Source organism: Sphingomonas sp. NPDC079357, assembly GCF_044901155.1.
Classification (GTDB): Bacteria; Pseudomonadota; Alphaproteobacteria; order Sphingomonadales; family Sphingomonadaceae; genus Sphingomonas.
The window spans coordinates 303,412-324,076 of record NZ_JBJDOM010000001.1 but is presented as its reverse complement, the minus strand read 5'-3'; the positions used below and the strand labels follow the sequence as shown (position 1 = coordinate 324,076).

Here is a 20,665-nt window from a genome sequence, read left to right as displayed (position 1 = left end):
CGGGAGAGGCACGGATGACGATCGACCGGCGAAGCTGGCTGGGCGGGGCGGCGGCGTTGGCGGCGGGGCTGGGGAGTTCGCCCGCCGCCGCGGCGCGACGTCCGCGGCGGCGACGCGCAAGCGACCGTGTCAACGTGGCGGTCATCGGCGCCGGCGGCATGGGCGCGGCCAACATGGCCAATCTGACCTCGCAGAACATCGTCGCGATGTGCGACGTCGATCTTGCGCATGTTGCCAAGGCGGTGGCCGATCCGAAGCGCGCCGCGCTCAAGGCCGCTTACGACAAGGCGGAAAAATACAGCGATTATCGTCGGTTGCTCGACAGTCGCAAGGATCTGGACGCGGTGGTGATCGCGGCACCTGATCATCATCATGCAGTGGCGGCGAAGTGGGCGATGCAGCGCGGTCTGCACGTCTATGTGCAAAAGCCGCTGACCTATACCGTGCGCGAGGGGCGCGTGCTCGCTGCGCTGGCACGCGACAATCCCAAGCTGGTCACGCAGATGGGCAATCAGGGCCATTCGGGCGATGACGGGCGACGCGCGGTCGAGATCCTGCGTGGCGGCGCGATCGGCCGCGTGCGCGAGGTGCAGGTGTGGACCAATCGTCCGATCTGGCCACAGGGTGTGGCGCGTCCGGCGGCGGTGGCCGCACCGGCTTCGCTCGACTGGGATGCGTGGCGCGGGCCGGCACCGGTCGACTGGGGCTACAACCCGATGTACGCGCATTTCAACTGGCGTGGCTGGTCGCCGTTCGGCACCGGCGCGCTGGGCGACATGGGTGCGCATCTGGTCGACTTTCCGGTGTGGGCGCTCGAGCTGGGGCTGCCGACACGCGTCGAGACGCGGCACAGCGTCTGGGGCAACCCCCTGAACCCGGGCGATGGCAGCTATCCGCTGGCGACCATCACCTATTTCGATTTCGGTAACGCCAATGGCGGTCCGATCCGCATGACCTGGTATGATGGCGGGCTGATGCCGCCGACGCCGCCGGAGATGCCGGCGGGCGCTCGGATGGATCCGGGCGGGGGCGTGCTCTACATCGGCGATCAGGGCATGTTGATGCACGAAACCTATGGCGAGAAGCCGACGCTGATCGGTGACGGCGTCGCTGAGCGTGCGCAGGCGGTGCCGCAGACGTTGCCGCGTATTCTGGGCGGCATGCAAGGCCACGAGATGAACTGGATCCGCGCGATCCGTGGGCAGGAAGCGATTTCCAGCCCTTTCGCGACCGCGGCGCCGCTGACGGAGACGATGCTGCTGGGCGTCGTCGCGCTGAAGGCAGGGCAGCCAATCGACTATGACGGCAGCGCATCACGCGTTACCAACGTCGCGGATGCGAACCGCTATCTGGATCGGGAGTATCGAAAGGGATGGGAGCTATGAAGGGTATCGTGCTGGGCGGCGGGCTGTTGCTCGCGGCGTCCGCCGGAGTTGCGCAGACGCCGCAGGGCGATCCGAAGGCGACCGAGCAATGGTCGCCCGCCGTGCCGGTCGTGACGCCGGGCGCCTTCGAGGGCTGGGCAGCGCCCGCCGACGCGGTGGTGCTGTTCGACGGCAAGAACCTCGATAAATGGTCGGCGGTCAACACCGGCGGCGCGGCCGGCTGGACGGTCGCTGACGGCGTTGTGACGGTGAAGAAGGGCACCGGCAACATCCAGACGAAGCAGGCGTTCGGCAGCTACCAGCTGCACCTGGAATATCGCATCCCAGCCAACATCACCGGCGAGGGGCAGGCGCGCGGCAACAGCGGGCTGTTCCTCGCGTCGACCGGCAAGGGCGACGATGGGTACGAAATGCAGATCATGGACAGCTACAACAACCAGACCTACGTCAATGGTCAGTTGGGCGCGATCTACAAGCAGACGCCGCCGCTCGCCAATCCGGCGCGCAAGCCCGGTGAATGGCAGACGGTCGACGTCACCTGGTCCGCGCCGCAGTTCGGCGCCGACGGAGCGGTGACGCGGCCGGCCTATGTCACCGCCTATATTAACGGTGTGCTGACGCAGAATCATACCGAGGTGCGTGGCGGGACGGTGTATATCGGACAGCCGAAGTATGTCGCCCACGGGCGTGCGCCGATCAAGTTGCAGGATCACGGCGATCCGAGCCAGCCGATCAGCTATCGCAACATCTGGGTTCGCGATCTCAAGGATTGAGAATTTAGCGTCGCGCCGGGCTTGGTCCGTTGACCCGCTTCTGACCGATCCAGGAAAGAAGCGGGCGGTCGGGTCAGGCCCGGGATGCCGGAGGAGCGCGCCGGCTGAGTGACGGAGAGCCTTGGAGTACGAAGCGCCATGGCACCTCCGCGGCACGGGTGATCCCTATTCTCGGTCCCGCAGCGATGAGCGGTTCGGTGTGGCGGTTACGCCATGCGAACGGCGGCGCATCAAGCGGGGTGGCATCAAACGCCAGGTCGATTCCGAGCGCCTTGCAAAGACGCCCCGGACCGGCGCAGAGCAGCGCGTCTGGCTGCGAGGTCGCACGACGCATGCGCATCACCGCTATGCTGTCGGTCGGCGCGAGCGCGCGGATCAGCACCGCCGCGCCTTCGCCGCAGGTGACGTTCAGGCAATGGTGCAGCCCGTAGATGCGATAGACGTAAGCCGTTCCCGCCGGCCCGAACATGGCGGCGTTGCGCGCGGATGGTCCGGAGAAGCTGTGCGAGGCCGGGTCGGTGGCATCATAGGCTTCGGTTTCGACGATTGTGCCGCCGACGCCGGAGACCGTCAGCGTAACACCGATCAGCGCGCGCGCGACGGTTACGACATCGCGGGCGAAGAAGGCACGATTCATTTGGTCGATATGGTGGCTCACGACGGCGTGTGAACCGTCGTGCGGCGTTGTCGAGTGCACGGGGAGCGGTTAGGCGTCGGGGCATGTCGAAAGTGTTGCGTATCGCGATGTCGGGGCTGGCGCTGTTCGCCGCCACACCAATGGCCGCCGCTCCCCGCGCCCCGGTGTCCGAGATCGTCATCGATGCCGGTACCGGGCAGGTGCTGGAAGAGGACAATGCCGATCGTGAGCGACCGCCGGCATCGCTCGCCAAGATGATGACGCTGTTGCTGGCGTTCGAGGCGCTGGATGCCGGGACCCTGAAGCCGGGGACGCTGCTGACGATGACCGCGGCGGCGGAGCGTCAGCAACCGTCGAAGCTGGGGCTGCGGCGCGGGCGGACGATCCGCGTCGATGCGGCGCTGCGCGCGGTTGCGGTGATCTCCGCCAATGACATTGCGGTGGCGATCGGCGATCGATTGGCAGGAAGCGAGCGTGCGTTCGTGACGCGAATGAATGCGCGCGCGGAGGAGATCGGGATGACGCATACCCGCTTCGGCAATGCGACCGGGCTCGCACCGAGCGCCGGGCGCAGCACCGCGCGCGACATGGCGACGCTGGCGCGGCATCTGATCCGCGCCGAGTCGAAGCATTACGGCCTGTTCAAGACCCGCTCGATTACCTGGGAACGACAGGTGCGCCCGAACCACAACAAGCTGCTCGGCAAGGTGGAGGGAATGGACGGGCTGAAAACCGGCTATACCGTGGAGGCGGGTTTCAACCTTGCGGCGTCGGCACGGCGCGGTAGCAAGCGGATGATCGTGGTGGTCATGGGCGCGCCGACCAGCGCCGAGCGCGACCTGCTCGTCGCCAATCTGATGGAAGCCGGCTTCACCGAGCCGCGGCTGCGCCGGCCGCGGCGCTGAACTCAGGCGAGTAGCGCGGCGATCCGGTCAAGGAAGGTCGCGATCCGGTCGGGCTTGGTGACGAATACGTCAGCCCCGGCGTCAAGGCAGGCGCGGCGGTCGGTGGCGCTGTCGAGGACGGTGAGCGCCATGACCGGGATCGCGCGGGTGCGCTCGTCGGTCTTGAGCCCCTCGATCACATCGAGCCCGCTGATGTTGGGCAGGCGAATGTCGACGATGATCGCGGCGGGGCGCACATCCTCGGCGGCCTGTTGAACGGTGCGCTCGTCGGCGAGAACGTGCGGATCGTAGCCGCCGATCCGCAGCCAGGAGGCATAGAGTTTGCGATGGCTGGCCGTATCCTCGACCAGCATGATGCGTTTTCGATCCTGCACCCGACCTCCGTTGTCGTGCGCAGGGCAGCCCGCGCTTTATCACCGGCTTAGCTGCCCGTGACCGTGACGTACCGCAAGCCGTAAAGCGCGTTGGTGGTTGGCTGATCGGATCAATTGGTCTGAGTGAAGATCCGCTCCGCCTCACGGGCCAGGGCGCTGAGATCATAGAGATCCGGCATTTGATCGCGCGGTTCGTGATCGACCACGCACAGCGCGCCGAGCGGGTAACCGGCACGGTCGACCAACGGTATCCCGACATAGAAGCGGATTGCCGGCGTGCCGGTGACGAACGGATTGCTCGCGAAGCGCGGGTCCTGCGCCGCGTCGGGCACGATCATCGCCTCTCCCGGCCGGTGGATTGCCATCGCGCAGAATGACAGCGCGCGAGGCACTTCGTCGTCGACCGGGCCGCGTTTGGCGATCATCCACTGCCGCGCCCGATCAACGACCGAGATCGCGCCGATCGGCGTTTGAGCGATGTCGGCGGCGCGTCCGGCGATCTGCTGCAATCGCTCATCCCAACGTTTCGCCGGAAGATCGAGGCGATCCACCGCAGCCTGGCGCGCCGCCTCATCGGCGACGATCATCGAGCCTGCCATGAGCATTGAAGCGCATTCCCTTGTTTATCCATCATTCTTTTGGACTAGTGCCCGCTGAGTCAAGCCTTGCGGCCACATTGCCGGTTAATCGCACGTACATGATCATTTCTCGTTACGCTTTCCTTGACGCAGATTACTTGCGTGTCGGCGGAAATCGCTCATAAACCAGTAAGACTTCGGCGTGTACGTCAGGCGACCCGCGGAGGTTGTGTGCTACCGACATCCATATCCACTCGAGTCGCTGCTGCCTTTGGTGCCGTTCTGGTGCTGGGTCTGGCGTTGCTCGGAGGCGGGCTGATGCTGGGCCGCGCGATCTACGCCGAGAATGTGACGCTGGGGCAGCTGACCTCGTTGCTCCAAATGGAGGAGCGGCAAGATGCGCTGCAACGCCGCCTGCGGCTCGGAGTGGGTGAAGTGACGCGGCTGGCTGAGCAGCGTAAGCCCGTGACGTCAGGGCAATGGACGTCGGTCAGCAACGCGCTTCGGGATTTTCATCGCGGCAACGCACATCTCTCGCCACGGCTGCCCGCGCCCGATGAGCTGCGCACCTTGGTACGCACCCGCCGGGCGGCCGAGGCGGAGTTCACCGCGCTCAGCCTGCGGCTGTTGCAGGATGCGCGCACCGCGCCCGACCAGATTCCGCGCCATATGCCCGGCTTCCTCGCGGCGCTGCGCACCCTGGAAGCGTCGCGCTCGACGATGCGGGGCGCGCTGATCGAACGAATCGACATTGAATTGCGGCGTAGTGCGGGCGGCCTTGCCACCAACCTGCAGGGCGGGTTGCTCAGTGCCGTCGCGGTGCTGGGCGTGCTGCTGGGGTGCATGGTGTGGCTGCGGCAACGGGTCATCCGGCCGCTTGGCGCGATTGCGGAACGGGTGCGCCAGTTAAGCCGAGGCGAGGATGCCGCGCCCGACGTGCCGGGGGCAAACCGGGCGGATGAGGTCGGCGATCTGGCGCGCGGCATCGCGGATTATCGCGGAGCGGTGGAGGAGCGGCGTCTCGCCGAGCGGCGGATCGAGTTCCTGGCGCACCACGATATGTTGACCGGCCTGCCGAATCGATTGTTGTTCGAGGAGCGGCTGGGGCAGGAACTGTCGCGCGCGCTGCGGACTGGCGAGCGAGTGACGGTGTTCGCGATCGACCTCGATGATTTCAAGTCGATCAATGATCGCTTCGGTCATGCGGGGGGCGATGAAGCGCTTCGCGCGGCGGCGCAACTGCTGAGCGCGTGTGTGCGCGCCAGCGACCTGGTGGCGCGGCTTGGCGGCGACGAGTTCGCGATCGTGCAGGTGGGGGGCGACCAGCCGGCCACCGCCGAGTTGCTGGTGCAGCGCATCCTCCGCGCCTGCGAGGCGACGGCAGGCGACACGGTGCCGGTGCAAATGAGCATCGGCGTCGCGATGTCCGGTGTCGAGCAGGAGGGCGAGGAATTATACAACCTTGCCGACATGGCGATGTACCGCGCCAAGGCGGAAGGGCGGCATACCGCACGTTTCTTCGACGATCAGTTCAAGGAAGAGGTACGGCTCCGCTGGCGGTTGTCGCGCGATCTGGACGGCGCGGCCGAGCGCGGCGAGCTGTATCTCGCCTTTCAGCCGATCGCCGACGCCGATACGCTGCAGGTCATCGGTCATGAGGCGTTGCTGCGCTGGGCGCACCCCGAATTGGGCGATATCCGCCCGGATCGCTTCATCCCGCTGGCAGAGGCGAGCGGCCGGATCGACACGATCGGGCTGTGGATGGCGGATCAGGCGATGGCAGCGGCAAGTCGCTGGCCTGATCATATGACGCTAGCCCTCAACCTGTCGGCGATCCAGTTCCGGCAACCGGCGCTGGCGCATGAATTGCTGGCACTTGCGCGGCGGCATCGTGTTGCGCCGACGCGGCTGGAGTTCGAGGTGACCGAAAGCGCCACGCTGCTCGACAAGCGGCGCCAGCCGGTGTTGACCGTGTTGCGCACCCTCCAGCATCATGGGGCGGCGATCGTCATGGATGATTTCGGGACGGGGTATTCCTCACTCGGCAATCTGCGCGACTTCCGTTTCGACAAGCTGAAGGTCGATCGCAGCTTTGTGGCGACGATGCTCGATCATGCGCCGTCCGGCTCGATCGTGCGCAGCATCGCCGCACTGGGCGCAAGTCTGGGTATTCCGATCGTGGCGGAAGGGGTGGAAGAGGCCGCGCAACTGGCGCGGCTGCGCGAATGGGACATTCCGCAGGTGCAGGGCTTCCTGCTCGGCCGGCCATCGCGCGAGGCAATCCACTGCGCCGATCCCGCCGCCAGGCTGTCAGCGCGTCCGGTCGCACCGAAATGGGTGGCACGCTCGTAGCTGCGCTTGCCGGCTGCTGACCATCTTGCTGCCCGCGGTTGGTTGCGTGTCGATGGTTGACGCGGTTCCGCGCGGCGCTACCCATAGCCTCCGTGCGCCGTGCTGTTGCGGCGGCCGCTTGACTCGCGCCGCGATGCGGTGTTGTTAGCGCTATCAGGCTAAGAAGGTGGAGGGGATGATGGCGCAGCTTCACGACGCGATCGCGTCGGGCTTGCCGCAGGATTGGCGTTCAGGACGGTTTCTGGGGCGTGCCTCCACACCGGCCGGTCCGATTCCGCTGCTGGTGAGCGAGGGCGAAGCCTTTGACATGTCGTCGGTTGCGCCGACGGTGTCGATGCTGGTCGAGGCAGGTGATTTGACGGGTGCGGGCGGTCGGTCGCTCGGCGCGCTCGACGAAGCGGGGCTCGACCTCCTGAGCCCGGTCGACCTGCAATGCGTCAAGGCGTGCGGGGTCACGTTCGCGGTATCGGCGATCGAGCGCGTGATCGAGGAGCGCGCGCGTGGCGACTGGTCGGCGGCGGCGGAGATCCGCGGGCGGCTGGAAGCGCGAATGGGCGGGTCGATCCGCTCGGTCGTGCCCGGCACACCGGAGGCCGCCGAGCTGAAGCGCGCGCTGATCGAGGACGGACTTTGGTCGCAATATCTGGAGGTTGCGATCGGTCCTGATGCCGAGGTCTTCACCAAGGCGCCCGTTCTGGCGACCGTTGGCGCGGGGGCGGAGATCGGGATCCGGTCCGATTCTCACTGGAATAACCCGGAGCCCGAGGTTGCGCTGCTGGTGAACAGCCGGGGCGAGGCGGTCGGCGCCACGCTGGGTAACGACGTGAATTTGCGCGATTTCGAGGGGCGGTCGGCGCTGCTGCTCGGCAAGGCGAAGGACAATAACGCCTCCTGTTCGCTCGGGCCGCTGGTGCGGTTGTTCGACGATGGGTTCACGATCGATGACGTCCGGCACGCAGAAGTGCGGCTGAACATCCACGGCGAGGACGGTTATGACCTCGACGGGGTCAGCAACATGGCCGAAATTAGCCGCGACCCGCTCGACCTGGTGCGCCAGACTCTGTCGGAACACCAGTATCCGGACGGCTTCGTGCTGTTCCTGGGCACGTTGTTCGCGCCGGTCCAGGATCGCGACGAGCCGGGCCGGGGTTTCACCCACAAGGTCGGCGATGTCGTCACGATCGAAAGCGCGAAGCTGGGCCGGCTCACCAACCGGGTCGTGACCTCGAAGGAGGCCGCACCGTGGACCGACGGCATCGGTGCGCTGTTCCGTAATCTGGCGCAGCGCGGGCTGCTGGAGACCGCGAAGTGAGCGGTCGCGCCACCTATCCGTCCCTCGCGGGCAAGCGGGTTCTCATCACCGGCGGCGCGACCGGGATCGGTGCCGGGCTGGTCGAGGCGTTCGCGGCGCAGGGTTCCCATGTCGCATTCGTCGACGTAGCGGAAGAGGCGGGGCAGGCGCTCGCCGAGCGGCTTGGCACACAGACGCATTTCCAGCGGTGCGATCTGACCGACGTCGCGGCGCTGCCGGGGACGATCGGTGCGCTGGTCGAAAAGATCGGCGGGCTCGACGTGCTCGTCAACAATGCCGCCAACGACGATCGGCATACGATCGAAGAGGTCACGCCGGCCTATTGGGACGACCGGATGGCGGTAAACCTGCGCCATCTGTTCTTCGCCGCGCAGGCGGCGGTGCCGCATCTGAAGGCGGCGGGCGGCGGCGCGATCGTCAATTTCGGCTCGATCAGCTGGCACCTCGGGCTGCCCGAACTGGTGCTGTATCAGACCGCCAAAGCGGCGATCGAGGGGATGACGCGCAGCATGGCGCGCGATCTGGGGCGCGACAACATCCGCGTCACCACGATCGTGCCCGGCAACGTCCAGACCCCGCGGCAGGAAAAATGGTACACGCCCGAGGGCGAGGCCGAGATCGTCGCGGCGCAATGCCTCGACGGGCGCATCCAGCCGGCCGATGTCGCGGCGCTGGCGCTGTTCCTCGCGTCCGACGATGCGCGGATGTGCACGGGCCACGAATATTTCGTCGACGCGGGCTGGCGCTGATCCAGGCGACGTCGCGGCAAAGCAAAATAACACAGGAGCGGGATGGGCATGGCGATGGTGATGATGGAGCCGGGCGGACCGGCGGATCGTGACGCCGCGATGGGGCAGGTGAACATGGGCTTCATTGCCGCGATCGTCGCGGTGGCGACAATCGGCGGCTTCATGTTCGGCTATGACTCGGGCGTGATCAACGGCACGCAGAAGGGGCTGGAAAGCGCCTTCGACCTTGGCAAGCTGGGGATCGGCGTCAACGTCGGCGCGATCCTGATCGGCTCGTCGATCGGCGCGTTCGGCGCGGGGCGGCTGGCCGACCGGATCGGGCGGCGCGGCGTGATGATGGGCTCGGCCTTTCTGTTCCTCATCAGCGCATTGGTCGCGGGTGCGGCGTCGTCGTCAGTGATCTTCATTCTCGCGCGGATCGTCGGCGGGCTGGGCGTCGGCGCGGCGAGCGTCATTTCGCCGGTCTATATCTCCGAGGTGACGCCGGCGGCGATCCGCGGGCGACTCTCCAGCCTGCAACAGGTGATGATCATCACCGGGCTGACCGGCGCCTTCGTCGCGAACTTCGCGCTGGCGCGCTACGCCGGTGGGTCGACCGCAAGCTTCTGGTTCGGCTTTACGGCATGGCGGTGGATGTTCTGGCTGCAGGCGATCCCGGCGCTGGTGTACCTGCTCGCGCTGCTCGTGATCCCGGAGAGCCCGCGCTATCTGGTCGCGCGCGGGCGTGAAGACGAGGCGCATAAGGTGCTGACGCGCTTGTTCGGTACGGCAGAGGCCGATCGCAAGGTGGGCGAGATCCGCGGCAGCCTCGCTGCCGACCACCACCGTCCCAAGCTGTCGGACCTCAAGGACCGCACCACCGGCCGCATCCGTCCGATCGTCTGGGCCGGGATCGGGCTGGCGGTGTTCCAGCAGCTCGTCGGGATCAACGTCGTCTTCTATTATGGCGCGACGCTTTGGGAGGCGGTCGGCTTCTCCGAGGATTATGCGCTCCAGACCAACATCCTGTCGGGCGTGCTGTCGATCGCGGCGTGCGTGTTCACGATCTTCACCGTCGACAAGATCGGGCGCAAGCCGCTGCTGCTGATCGGATCGGCGGGCATGGCGGTGACGCTGGCGGTGGTCGCCTGGGCCTTTTCGACCGCCGTCACCGACGCGGCGGGCGCGGTGAGCCTGCCGGGCAACAACGGCGTGATCGCGCTGATCGCGGCGAACCTGTACGTGATCTTCTTCAACGCCAGCTGGGGCCCGGTAATGTGGGTGATGCTGGGCGAGATGTTCCCGAATCAGATCCGTGGTTCGGGGCTGGCAGTGGCGGGGTTCGCGCAGTGGATCGCCAATGCCGCAATCTCGGTGAGCTTCCCGGCGCTGGCGGTGTCGCCGGGGCTGGCGGTGACCTATACCGGCTATGCGCTGTTCGCGGCGATCTCGTTCTTCTTCGTGCGCAAGATGGTGCACGAGACGCGCGGGCGCGAGCTGGAGGACATGCAGGGGTGAGGTTGCGTTTCTTCCGGTGAGACAGAGGAGGGGGCGGTCGCTGCGGTGGCCGCCCCTTCTTCTTGTGTCCGTCATCCCGGACTTGATCCGGGATCCCGCTTCTTCCTTCACCGGTCGAAGGGAGAAGTGGAACGCCGGATCAAGCCCGGGGCGACGAGCGATAGATCACTGCGCTTTCGTCAGCACCGCCTCGATCTCCGCGCCCTTGGCGGCCTTCAGCGCTACGCACTGGTTGATCGCGTCGAGCGTCTGGCCGAGTTCGAGCGCGCCGCCACCGAGCACCGCGAGCTTGGGGCGGAACAGCGCTTCGACCGCAGCGGCCTTGTCGGCGCTGCAATAGCCCGCGAACGACAACGGCAGGCGCGGACGGCTGAAGGCGGGGATGGTCCCGGCGATCGCGTCGAAATTCTGCTGCAACCGCGCGAACACCGCGTCGCGCCCGGCCGGGCGGATCGGCAGGGTGCGCAGGATCGACACCCGCTCGCTCGATTGCAGCGCCTGATCCTCGGTGAGCGCCAGCGCGCGCGTCACGGCTGCCGGCGTATCGGCCGCGCCGAGTGCGCGCACCGCCTGCTGGCGGAAAAGCGGATCGGTGCTGGCGAGCAACGCGGTGCGCAGCGTGTCCATGAACGGCACGCCGAGATCCTGCACCGCCGCGACGAACGCAATCGCGCGGTAGCTGGGGTCGAGCGCCTGCGGGTCACCGCGCAGCGATGCCTGTGCAGCGGTGGTGAGCTGGCGGCGCACTTCGGCGTCCTTGGCGACGAAGGCGGCGTAGGAGACCAGCGACTGGCGCAGCTGGCTCTGCCCGTTTTCCTCCTTCGCATAGGCGCCGGTGGTCAGCTGGAGCGCGCCGAGACTGCGCAGTCGCGGCAGCGACAGGTCGGCGGCGAGGCGGCGCAGCCCGGCGTCGGCGGCAGGGGTGAGGCCGTAGCGCTCGACACCGTCGATCGCCGACGGCAGCAGCAAGGTCGCCGAGCGCTCGCGATGGTTGGCGAGGATGCGCGCGCTCGACACGACGCGCGCGAACCCGGCATTGCCGGCGCTGAAGTCCGCCCACAGGCTGTCGGCGGCGGCCATCGCCTCGCGCGCGGGGAGTGCCGCGGCGCCGGCCATCAGCGTCTGCCACCCGGCATCGTCGAGGCTGTACCGGAAATAGCCCGCGCCATCGGCGTTGGGGACCGCCAGGCCGCTGCCTTTCAGCGCAAGCGTGCCGGTCGCGCCGGTCAGGAGGGTGCAGCTGCGCACCTCGCCCTGCCGCGCGCAGACCGGTACGTTCCACGTCTGCGGTGCGACGGCGGCGACGCCGATCGGGCGGTACCGGGCCTGGCTCAGCCGCCAGCCGGTGCCGTCCTGCCGGATGGCGATGACGGGGACGCCGGTCTGCTCGACGAAGCTGCGGAACACCGGCACGACGCCGGCGTCGCCCGAGCCCTTCGCCATCGAGGCGAAGAAGTCGTTGGCGTCGGCATTGCCGTAGCGGAAGCGGTTGAGGTGATATTGCACGCCGCGGCGGAAGCGATCGGCGCCAAGGTAACGCTCGACCATCGTCAGCACCTGCCCACCCTTCTGGTAGGTAATCGAGTCGAAGGCGCTGGAGACTTCGTCGCTGCGCCTGATCTCCTGCCGGATCGGGCGGCCGACCGACTGGCTGTCGGTGTCCATCGCCGCGAGCGCCTCGGCGAGCTGACCGACCTCGGTGCCGAGCCCCGGCTGCCACAGTTCGCCGACGCGGTTGCCGGCCCATTCGGCGAAGCTTTCGTTGAGCCAGATGTCGGTCCACCATTTCGGGGTCACGAGGTCGCCGAACCATTGGTGCGCCAGCTCGTGCGCGACGACCATCCCGAAGTCACGGCGCTGCGCGGCGGGGGCGTCAGGCGACAGGAGCAGCAGCGTGTCGGCATAGGTGACGAGCCCGGCATTCTCCATCGCGCCGCTCATCACCGGCGAGGCGATCTGGTCGAGCTTCTCGAACGGATAGCCGATGCCGAAATAGTCTTCGTGGAGCGCGAGGATCTTCGGCCCCTCGCTGGCGGCGAGTTGCAACCGCGCGGCCTGCCCCTTGGTGGCGATTGCGCTATAGGGGAGCGCGGTCTTGCGGACGGCATTGGCGGGAGCGTTGCCGGGGACGACATCGAACGCGCCGACCGCGAGCGCGACCAGATAGGTCGGCAGCGGCCTGGACGCCCCGAATTTGTGGACGGTCAGCCCGCCGCCGGCCGTGCCGTGCGCGATCTCGGGCGTGTTGGCGAAGACCTTTTGCGCGGTCGGTGCGGTGATCGTCAGCGTGAACGGCGTTTTGAAGCCCGGTTCGTCGAACGACGGGAACATGCGCCGCGCGTCGATCGGCTCGAACTGCGTCCAGGCGTACCATTCGTCGCCGACCCTGGCGCGGTACAGTCCCTCGCCGCCGGTCATGAATGGCGCGTCATAGTCGAAGGTCAGCGTGACGCGGCCGGCGGGCAGTTCGCCGTCAAAGTCGAGCCGCACGACCCCCGAGGCATCGACCTGCGTGTAGCGCGCGGTCAGCGTGCGCTTGCCGGTGGTGGCGGTGACGCGGGTGACCTTAAGGTCATTGCCGTGCAGGTAGAGCGAGCGCGTCGCACGCGCGACCTGCGTGTCGATCTCGGTATGGCCGGAGAAGCGCGGCTGCGTCGGGTCGATGGTCAGCGCGAGGCGATAGGCGGTAGGGCGCGCGGCGTCGGTGAGGCGGCCGAGCGGCACCTCGGCTGTCTGCGCGACGGCGGGCACGGCGAACAGCAACGCCGCGGAGGCGAGCAGTAAGGTCTTCATCGGATCAATCCCCTTCTCGGGGGCGATCGTAACAGCCGCGACGACTGGAGGGTAGCGGGATGCTACAGGTGCGTGCGCACCGCCCAGAGCTCGGGGAACAGTTCCACCTCGAGCATCCGGCGCAGGTACGATACGCCGGCGGTGCCGCCCGTGCCGCGCTTCAGACCGATCACGCGCTCGACAGTGGTGACGTGGTTGAAGCGCCAGCGGCGGAAATAATCCTCGAGATCGACCAGCTTCTCGGCAAGCTCGTAGAGCGGCCAGTGCGCCTGCGGATCGCGGTAGACGGTCGCCCAGGCGGCGGTGATCGCCTCATTGGCCGCGTGCGGGGCGCGCCAGTCGCGTGCCGGGTCGGTAAGCAGCCCGGCGGCGTGGAGGCGGGTGAGCGCGGCGTCGTAGATGCTCGGCGCGGCGAGGATCGCCTCCAGCCGCGCGAGCGTCGCCGGGCGGTGGCGGTGCGGGCCGAGCGTCGCGGCGGTGCGGTTGCCGCAGAGATATTCGATCGCGCGATACTGCCACGACTGGAAGCCGGACGACTGGCCGAGCGCGTCGCGGAAGGTGGTGTAATCGCTGGGCGTCATCGTGCGCAGCACGTCCCACGCGCCGTTGAGCTGTTCGAGGATGCGCGACACGCGCGCCAGCAGCTTGAACGCCTGTGGCAGCGCGCCCGAAAGGATCGCGTCGCGCGCGCTCTCGAGTTCGTGGACGGCGAGCTTCATCCACAATTCGCTGGTCTGGTGCTGGATGATGAACAGCAGTTCGTCATGCGCGTCGCTCAGCGGGTGCTGCGCATCCAGCACGCGGTCGAGCGCGAGATAGTCGCCGTATCCCATGCGATCGGCGAAGTTGAGTTCGGCGTCGTGGTGGGTGTCGGTCATGTCACGTTGGCGCGCTGGTGGAAGTGCGGCTGGTCCCATTCGCCGGTGCCGAGGATGTCGGCGAGGATCGCCGCGGCCTGCGCGACCTCGTCCTCGCTCAGGTAGAGCGGCGTGAAGCCGAAGCGCAGCACGTCGGGGGCGCGGACGTCGCCGATCACGCCGCGCGCGATCAGCGCCTGCATCACCGCATAGGCGTGCGGATGCGTGAAGCTGACCTGGCTGCCGCGCGCGTGCGGGTCGCGGGGGGAAGCGAGCGTGAGCTGCGGGCAGTGTGCCTCAACCTCGCGGATGAAGCGTTCCGACAGGCGGATCGAGGCGGCGCGCAGGGCGGCCATGTCGACCGCGTCCCAGGCGTCGAGCGCGGCGTCGAGGATCGACAGCGCGACGATTGGTGGCGTGCCGACGCGCATCCGCTCGACACCCGGGGCGGGGCGATAGCCGCGCTCGAACGCGAATGGCGCGTCATGCCCGAACCAGCCGGCGAGGATCGGCTGCGCGACATCGGCGTGCTCGGGCGCGACATGGATGAAGGCGGGCGCGCCGGGGCCGCCGTTGAGATATTTGTAGGTGCAGCCGATCGCGAAATCGGCACGTGCTGCGGTGAGGTCGATTGGCAGCGCGCCCGCAGAATGCGCGAGGTCCCAGACGGTCAGCGCGCCCGCGGCATGCGCGCGGGCGGTGAGCGCGGCCATGTCGTGGAGGCGGCCGGTGCGATAATCGACCTGCGTGAGCATCACGACCGCGACATTGTCGTCGATTGCGTCGGCGACGGCTTCGGGGGCGACGACCTTCACTTCCAGCCCGCGACCGAGCGCCTGCGTCAATGCGTCGGCGATGTAGAGGTCGGTCGGGAAATTGCCGGTGTCGGACAGCACGACTCGACGGTCGGGGCGGAGCGCGAGTGCGGCGGCGAGCGCCTGGAAGACCTTGATCGACAGCGTGTCGCCGGTGGTGACGCTGCCGGCGGGCGCGCCGATCAGCCGCGCGATCCTATCACCGACACGCGCGGGGAGGGTGGTCCAGCCGGCGTCGTTCCATGCGCGGATCAGGCGGTCGCCCCATTCGGCGCGGAGGACGTGGGCGGCGCGGGCCTCGGCGGCGAGCGGCAGCGGGCCGAGCGAGTTGCCGTCGAGGTAGATCACGCCTTCGGGCAGATGGAAGAGCGCGCGGGTGGCGGCGAAATCGGTCATAGGGCGCAGGGTAGGATCGTTGCAGGCGATACGGAAGCCCTTCAAGGTTCCGTTCGCTTCGAGCAGCGATCGAGCCTGCCGAGATCGCCTGTCGAGAAGGCGCTACGTCGGCCTTCTCGATACGCCGTCTCGACAAGCTCGACGGCTACTCGAAGCGAACGGGGAGGGGAGAGCGAGCAGGGCGAGGCGAAGGCTGCGCCTCAATCCGCCGCGACCGGTCCGTGCTGCGGCTTCGGGCGGCGGCAGAGCCAGATTGGCACGATCAGCACCGCCGCCAGCCATGCAGACAGCCGGAACAGATCGGTCGAGGAGAGCAGATACGCCTGCCCGACCATCTGGCGCGTCACCGCCGCGGCGGCCTGCTGGGTGGTCATGCCGAGCTTCGCCAGATTTTCCGCCGCCATCTGCCAGCCCATGCCGTTGCCGATCGCTTCCGCCAGCCGCGATTGGTGGAGCGCCTCACGGCGGTCCCACGCGGTCGAGATCAGCGAGGCGGCGAACCCGCCCGCGACGATCCGGCCGAAGTTCGAGATGCCGGTTGCCGACGGGATCTTCTCGGGCGGGATGCCGTCGAGCAGGATCGTCAGCATCGCGAGGAAGAAGGTCGCCATCGACACGCCTTGCACCAGCAGCGGCAACATCAAGTCGAAGAAGGTCGCCTGCGTCGTGAAGCCCGAGCGCATCCAGTAACTGATCGCGAAGCCGGCGAAGGCGACGGTGGCGAGGATGCGCGCGTCGATCTTGCCCGACAGCCGCGCGATCAGCGGGGTCAGGATCACCGCCACCAGCCCGCTGGGGGCGGCGACCAGCCCGGCCCAGGTCGCGGTATAGCCCATCTGGGTCTGCAGCCAGAGCGGCAGGATCAGGATGTTGGCGAAGAATACCGCGTACCCCAGCGAGAAGGCGAGATTGCCGATCCAGAAGTTGCGGCGCGTGAACAGCGACAGGTCGACGGTCGGGTTGGCGTCGGTCAGTTCCCAGATCACCCAGGCGACGAAGCCGATGATCGCGACGATCGACAGCACGACGATCAGCGGATCGTTGAACCAGTCGGCATTCTTGCCGAGATCGAGCATCACCTGCAACGACCCGACCCACAGCACCAGCAGTCCGAGCCCGACGGTGTCGATCGGCAATTGCTGGGTCGGCGTCTCGCGATCGCGTAGCCGCGTCCAGCAGATGAACGCGGTGATGATGCCGAAGGGGACGTTGATCAGGAAGATCCACGACCAGTGATAATTGTCGGAGATGTAGCCGCCGAGGATCGGGCCCATGATCGGCGCGACCAGCGTCGTCATCGACCAGATGCCGAGCGCGGTGGAGCGTTTGTCGGACGGGAAGATCGCGATCAACAGCGCCTGGCTGCCCGGCATCATCGGCCCGGACACCGCGCCCTGCATGACGCGGAACAGGATCAGCGAGGGCAGGTCCCACGCGATCCCGCACAGGAAGGAGGCGAGCGTGAACAGCGCGACCGAGGTGCAGAAGACGCGCACCACGCCGAAGCGCCGCATCAGCCAGCCGGTCAGCGGCACCGCGACGCCGTTGGCGACCGCGAAGGCGGTGACGACCCAGGTCGAATTGTCGCTGGACACGCCGAGGTTGCCGGCGATCGTCGGGAGCGAAACGTTGGCGATCGTCGAATCGAGCACCATCATGAAGGTGCCGAGCGCCAGCGCCAGCGCGGTGACGCCGAGGCGTGCGCCGGTGAGCGGCGGGGGGCCGGATGGGGGTGCGCTAGCCACGGGTGATGCTCCGCTCGTTCGCGCCACTCACCACCGTCATTCCCGCGGAGGCGGGAATCCAGAACCTCTGACGCTGCGCCTCTTTCGCCGAGCTGCGCGCGTCTGGATCCCCGCCTTCGCGGGGATGACGAAGGGCGGCGCGGGTAAGCGGCGGCGGGCCGGGTGGGGGTGGGCTGGCCATTTATAATGCTCCCTCGGTCCCGCGATCCGTCACCGTCATTCCCGCGAAGGCGGGAATCCAGAACCTCTGACGTCGCGCTTCCTGCCGGGCCCTCCGCGCGTCTGGGGTCCCGCCTTCGCGGGAATGACGAAGAGAGGCGGGGGGATGACGAAGAGGGCGGCTCATTACCGGTTTGCCGCTACGATGCGGCGGATGGCGGCCTCGACCTGCGGGTCGGTGCCGCTGGTGGTCTCACCCTGATAGGGCGTGGTCGCGGCCTGCGCGAGCTGCGCGCCGCCGGTGTCGGCGGTGTCGATCGTCGCCTTCACCGACAGCCCGACGCGCAGCGGATGCGCGCGCAACTCACGCGGGTCGAGCGCGATGCGAACGGGCAGGCGCTGGACGATCTTGATCCAGTTGCCGCTGGCGTTCTGCGGCGGGAGCAGCGCGAAGGCATTGCCGCTGCCCGCCGACAGGCCAACGACGCGGCCGTGGAACTTGACGTCGCCGCCGTACATGTCGGAGGTCAACTCAACCGGCTGGCCGATGCGAACATCCTTGAGCTGCGTCTCGCGGAAGTTGGCGTCGACCCAGACGCGATCGAGCGGGACGATCGCCATCAGCGGCGTGCCGGCGTTGACCTGTTGCCCGACCTGCACGGTGCGCTGCGCGACCACGCCCGCGATCGGCGCGGTCATGTGCATGTGGCTGCGCGTGATCGCGGCGCGGCGATAGGCGGCGATGGCGCTGAGCACCGCCGGATTGGTGTTCACGTCGGTGCCCTGCACGGTCGCCTGCGCCTGCCGCCGCTGTTCCTGCGCGAGGCGGAGGTTGGCAGCGGCGACCTTCACCGCATCGGCGGCGTGCGACAGCTCCTCGCCGGACACCGCGCCCTGCGCGGCGGCCGAACGGCGGCGTGCGTAATCGGCCTGCGCGCGCGACAATTCGGCCTGCGCCTGGACGATCCCGGCGTCGCTCTGCCCGACGCGCGTGAAGTCGGCGCGGGTGCTGCGCACAGCGCGCGCCAGCTCGGCGGCGGCAGCGGCGACGTTGACGTCGGCGGTGGTCGGATCGAGGTCGATCAGCGGCTGCCCGGCCTGCACTGCCTGCGTGTTGTCGGCACGCAGCGCGGTGACGGTGCCCGGATCGCGCGCGGTGACCGCGACGACGTCGCCCGCGACATAGGCGTCGTCGGTTTCCTGCTCGGGTGGGCTGAAGAAGAAGTGCATCACCGCCCAGACGATCGCGGCGATCGCGACGAGGATCGCGAGGATGGTGAGCGCACGCCGACGCGCGGCCGGCTTGCCGCTCGGCGCGGGGGCAGGGGCGGGCGTCGGAGCGGGGGTGGCGGTGTCGGTCATCGGGCAGCGTCCTGAACGGGGTCGAAGCCGCCACCGAGCGCGGTGGCGAGTTGCGCGCGCGCGGCGAGCGCGTCGATGGAGAGGCTGGCGTCTGCCAGCTGGGCGTCGAGCAGGCGGACGTCGTTGTCGACCAGATCGAGCCGGCTGTTGAGCCCGCTGGCGACGCGGATCGTGTTGAGGCGGTTGGTTTCCGCAAAGCCGGCGGTCACCTGGCGCTGGCTGACGCGCGCGGTGTCGGTGGCGCGGACCTGCGCGATCGCGTCCGCGACCTGTCGCGCGGCGGTGACGACCGCGTCATTGTATTGCGCGGTGGCGACGTCGAGCGCGGCGGTGGCACCGGCCAGATCGGCGCGCCGCCGCCCACTGTCAAACAGCGGCAGGTGGAAGGCCGCGCCGCCGCCGGCCGTGCCGGAGTCGAGGTCGACGAAATTGCCGAAGCCGATCGCCTGAAGCCCGACCAGCGCCGACAGGTTGATGTTGGGGTAGAAGGCGCGGCGCGCGACCTGTCGCTCGGCCCCGGCGGCGACGACGCGCGCCTGCGCCGCGGCGATGTCGGCGCGGCGCGCGAGCAGGTCGGCGGGGATCGCGGTCGGCACCGGTAGGGCGGTGTCGGTCGCGAGATGCGTCACGCCGATCGCCGCGGCATAGTCGCTGCCGCGCCCGGCGAGCGCCGCGAGCGCGTTGGTGGCGAGCACGCGTGCCGCTTGCGCCTGCACCAGCGCGAGCCTTGCCTGCGCGAGCAGCGTCCCGGCGGCGGTGACGTCGATGCGGCTGGCGAGCTGGCTGCGCTCGCGCGCCTGCACCAGCGACAGCGAGCCCTCGCGCGCCTTGATCGTGCGCGTGGCGATCGCGGCGCGGCGTTCGGCGCGCGCAACCTCAACGTAATTCTGCACCACCGCGCCGGCGAGCATCAGCCGCGCCGCGGCGACGTCGTAGCCGGCGGCACGGGTCTGCGCCGCTGCAGCCTCGATCGCGGCCTTCTGGCGCCCGAACAGGTCGAGGTTCCACGACAGCCCGGCCTGCGCGGTGCCGAGCGCGCGGACGGTGCCGGCATAGGGCGGCGGGATCGTGTAATTGCCCGACAGGCGCGAACCCTGCACCTGCGCATCGGCATCGACCGACGGGCGGCGCTCGGCATCCTGTCGTTCGAGCGCCGCCTGCGCCTGACGCACGCGTGCCGCGGCGATGTCGAGCGACGGACTGCCGGCGAGCGCGTCGGCGACCAGCCGGTCGAGCTGCGGGTCGCCGATCGCGTGCCACCAGTCGGGGGCGAGCTGCACCGACGGACCGGCGAGCGCCAGCGCGGCCGGGGTCTTCGCTTCGACCGACGTGTGCGAGGCCGGGGCGGCGCAGCCGGCGAACAGCAGCGCCACCGCCGCTGCCAGCCCGGCGCGTGCGCGGGCGAGGCTGCACAGGACGCGCGGCGGGGCCGCATGCTGGGCGGGCGGGGTCAGGGGCATGTCGCAATGTCCTCCAGCGTGCGGCGCAGCTTCTGCATCTGCGAGATCAGCGTCTCGACCTCGGCGTCGGTCCAGTCGTTGAAGCAGCGGTTCCAATGTTCGACGACCATGTCGCGGCAACGGAAGGTCACGGCGCGCCCGGCGGCCGTCAGCGACAGATGCACGACGCGGCGATCGTCGGCGGAGCGGGTGCGCTCGACCAGCCCCTTTTCCTCCAGCGTGTCGATCAGCCGCGTCATCGCGCCCTTGTCGTGCGCCATGCCACGCGCCAGCGCGGCGCAGGTCGGCGCCTCGCCGTGGTGGATCGTCATCATCGCGGACCATTGCGACGAGTTCAGTTCCTCCCCGGCCAGCAGACGGTCGAGCAGCACCGTCATCGTCTGATTGCAGGTCTTGATGAGGTAACCGACCGATCGATCCGGGCCATAGGTTTCGGGATCGTAGAAGCTCATACGGTTGCCATGGCAACCATTGCCGGGGCAGTCAATGACTTTGTTTCGCAACATTGCTGGATCC

The 20,665-nt window shown here is 68.3% G+C and carries 17 protein-coding genes; 7 read left to right on the top strand and 10 right to left on the bottom strand.

Annotation, left to right across the window (positions count from 1 at the left end; genetic code table 11):
• Positions 1-14 precede the first annotated feature (14 nt).
• Together ACI2JO_RS01470 and ACI2JO_RS01465 are read left to right on the top strand one after the other, a co-directional pair.
• On the top strand, positions 15-1,385 hold the full coding sequence (locus tag ACI2JO_RS01470; RefSeq protein ID WP_404718984.1) for a Gfo/Idh/MocA family protein: 1,371 nt from the start codon (positions 15-17) through the stop codon (positions 1,383-1,385).
• Complete coding sequence (locus tag ACI2JO_RS01465) at positions 1,382-2,158, top strand: DUF1080 domain-containing protein (RefSeq protein ID WP_404718983.1); 777 nt, start codon at positions 1,382-1,384, stop codon at positions 2,156-2,158. The genes ACI2JO_RS01470 and ACI2JO_RS01465 overlap by 4 nt, the downstream gene beginning before the upstream one ends.
• A 73-nt stretch (positions 2,159-2,231) precedes the next feature.
• Here ACI2JO_RS01465 and ACI2JO_RS01460 read toward each other — a convergent pair whose 3' ends face one another.
• Positions 2,232-2,795 carry a DNA-3-methyladenine glycosylase gene (locus tag ACI2JO_RS01460; RefSeq protein ID WP_404718982.1) on the bottom strand — a complete coding sequence of 188 codons (564 nt, stop codon included), beginning with the start codon at positions 2,793-2,795 and terminating at the stop codon, positions 2,232-2,234.
• A gap of 83 nt (positions 2,796-2,878) precedes the next feature.
• Between ACI2JO_RS01460 and ACI2JO_RS01455 the strand changes: the two genes are divergently transcribed.
• Positions 2,879-3,700, top strand: a complete 822-nt coding sequence (locus ACI2JO_RS01455) for a D-alanyl-D-alanine carboxypeptidase family protein (protein WP_404718981.1) — start codon at positions 2,879-2,881, stop codon at positions 3,698-3,700.
• Between the two features lie 2 nt (positions 3,701-3,702).
• On the opposite strand, the gene ACI2JO_RS01450 is transcribed toward ACI2JO_RS01455, so the two are convergent.
• Complete coding sequence (locus ACI2JO_RS01450) at positions 3,703-4,074, bottom strand: response regulator transcription factor (RefSeq protein ID WP_404718980.1); 372 nt, start codon at positions 4,072-4,074, stop codon at positions 3,703-3,705.
• 110 nt (positions 4,075-4,184) lie between these two features.
• Positions 4,185-4,661, bottom strand: a complete 477-nt coding sequence (locus tag ACI2JO_RS01445; protein ID WP_404718979.1) for a GAF domain-containing protein — start codon at positions 4,659-4,661, stop codon at positions 4,185-4,187.
• Positions 4,662-4,937: 276 nt separating this feature from the next.
• Between ACI2JO_RS01445 and ACI2JO_RS01440 the strand changes: the two genes are divergently transcribed.
• The 4 genes from ACI2JO_RS01440 (at position 4,938) to ACI2JO_RS01425 (ending at position 10,562) form a co-directional block, all read left to right on the top strand.
• A complete protein-coding gene (locus tag ACI2JO_RS01440; protein ID WP_404718978.1) occupies positions 4,938-7,004 on the top strand; it encodes a putative bifunctional diguanylate cyclase/phosphodiesterase in 2,067 nt (688 codons plus the stop codon).
• A gap of 178 nt (positions 7,005-7,182) precedes the next feature.
• Positions 7,183-8,316: a fumarylacetoacetate hydrolase family protein gene (locus tag ACI2JO_RS01435; RefSeq protein WP_404718977.1), complete on the top strand. Its 1,134-nt coding sequence runs from the start codon at positions 7,183-7,185 to the stop codon at positions 8,314-8,316.
• Positions 8,313-9,065, top strand: a complete 753-nt coding sequence (locus ACI2JO_RS01430) for an SDR family NAD(P)-dependent oxidoreductase (protein WP_404718976.1) — start codon at positions 8,313-8,315, stop codon at positions 9,063-9,065. Before ACI2JO_RS01435 ends, ACI2JO_RS01430 begins: the two co-directional genes overlap by 4 nt.
• Positions 9,066-9,164: 99 nt before the next feature.
• Positions 9,165-10,562, top strand: a complete 1,398-nt coding sequence (locus ACI2JO_RS01425) for a sugar porter family MFS transporter (RefSeq protein WP_404720303.1) — start codon at positions 9,165-9,167, stop codon at positions 10,560-10,562.
• 165 nt (positions 10,563-10,727) lie between these two features.
• On the opposite strand, the gene ACI2JO_RS01420 is transcribed toward ACI2JO_RS01425, so the two are convergent.
• From ACI2JO_RS01420 to ACI2JO_RS01390, 7 genes are all read right to left on the bottom strand, one after another.
• A complete protein-coding gene (locus ACI2JO_RS01420) occupies positions 10,728-13,355 on the bottom strand; it encodes a M1 family aminopeptidase (RefSeq protein WP_404718975.1) in 2,628 nt (875 codons plus the stop codon).
• 62 nt (positions 13,356-13,417) lie between these two features.
• On the bottom strand, positions 13,418-14,233 hold the full coding sequence (kynA, locus tag ACI2JO_RS01415) for a tryptophan 2,3-dioxygenase (protein WP_404718974.1): 816 nt from the start codon (positions 14,231-14,233) through the stop codon (positions 13,418-13,420).
• On the bottom strand, positions 14,230-15,423 hold the full coding sequence (gene kynU, locus ACI2JO_RS01410) for a kynureninase (RefSeq protein WP_404718973.1): 1,194 nt from the start codon (positions 15,421-15,423) through the stop codon (positions 14,230-14,232). The genes kynA and kynU overlap by 4 nt, the downstream gene beginning before the upstream one ends.
• 200 nt (positions 15,424-15,623) lie before the next feature.
• Positions 15,624-17,168: a DHA2 family efflux MFS transporter permease subunit gene (locus tag ACI2JO_RS01405; protein ID WP_404718972.1), complete on the bottom strand. Its 1,545-nt coding sequence runs from the start codon at positions 17,166-17,168 to the stop codon at positions 15,624-15,626.
• A 345-nt stretch (positions 17,169-17,513) separates the two neighbouring features.
• Positions 17,514-18,689, bottom strand: coding sequence for an efflux RND transporter periplasmic adaptor subunit (locus tag ACI2JO_RS01400; RefSeq protein ID WP_404718971.1), 1,176 nt, complete (start codon positions 18,687-18,689; stop codon positions 17,514-17,516).
• Complete coding sequence (locus tag ACI2JO_RS01395) at positions 18,686-20,149, bottom strand: efflux transporter outer membrane subunit (RefSeq protein WP_404718970.1); 1,464 nt, start codon at positions 20,147-20,149, stop codon at positions 18,686-18,688. The genes ACI2JO_RS01400 and ACI2JO_RS01395 overlap by 4 nt, the downstream gene beginning before the upstream one ends.
• The gene (locus ACI2JO_RS01390; RefSeq protein ID WP_404718969.1) at positions 20,140-20,601 is read right to left on the bottom strand and encodes a MarR family winged helix-turn-helix transcriptional regulator; all 462 of its coding nucleotides are present in this window, start codon (positions 20,599-20,601) and stop codon (positions 20,140-20,142) included. Before ACI2JO_RS01390 ends, ACI2JO_RS01395 begins: the two co-directional genes overlap by 10 nt.
• Positions 20,602-20,665 lie beyond the last annotated feature (64 nt).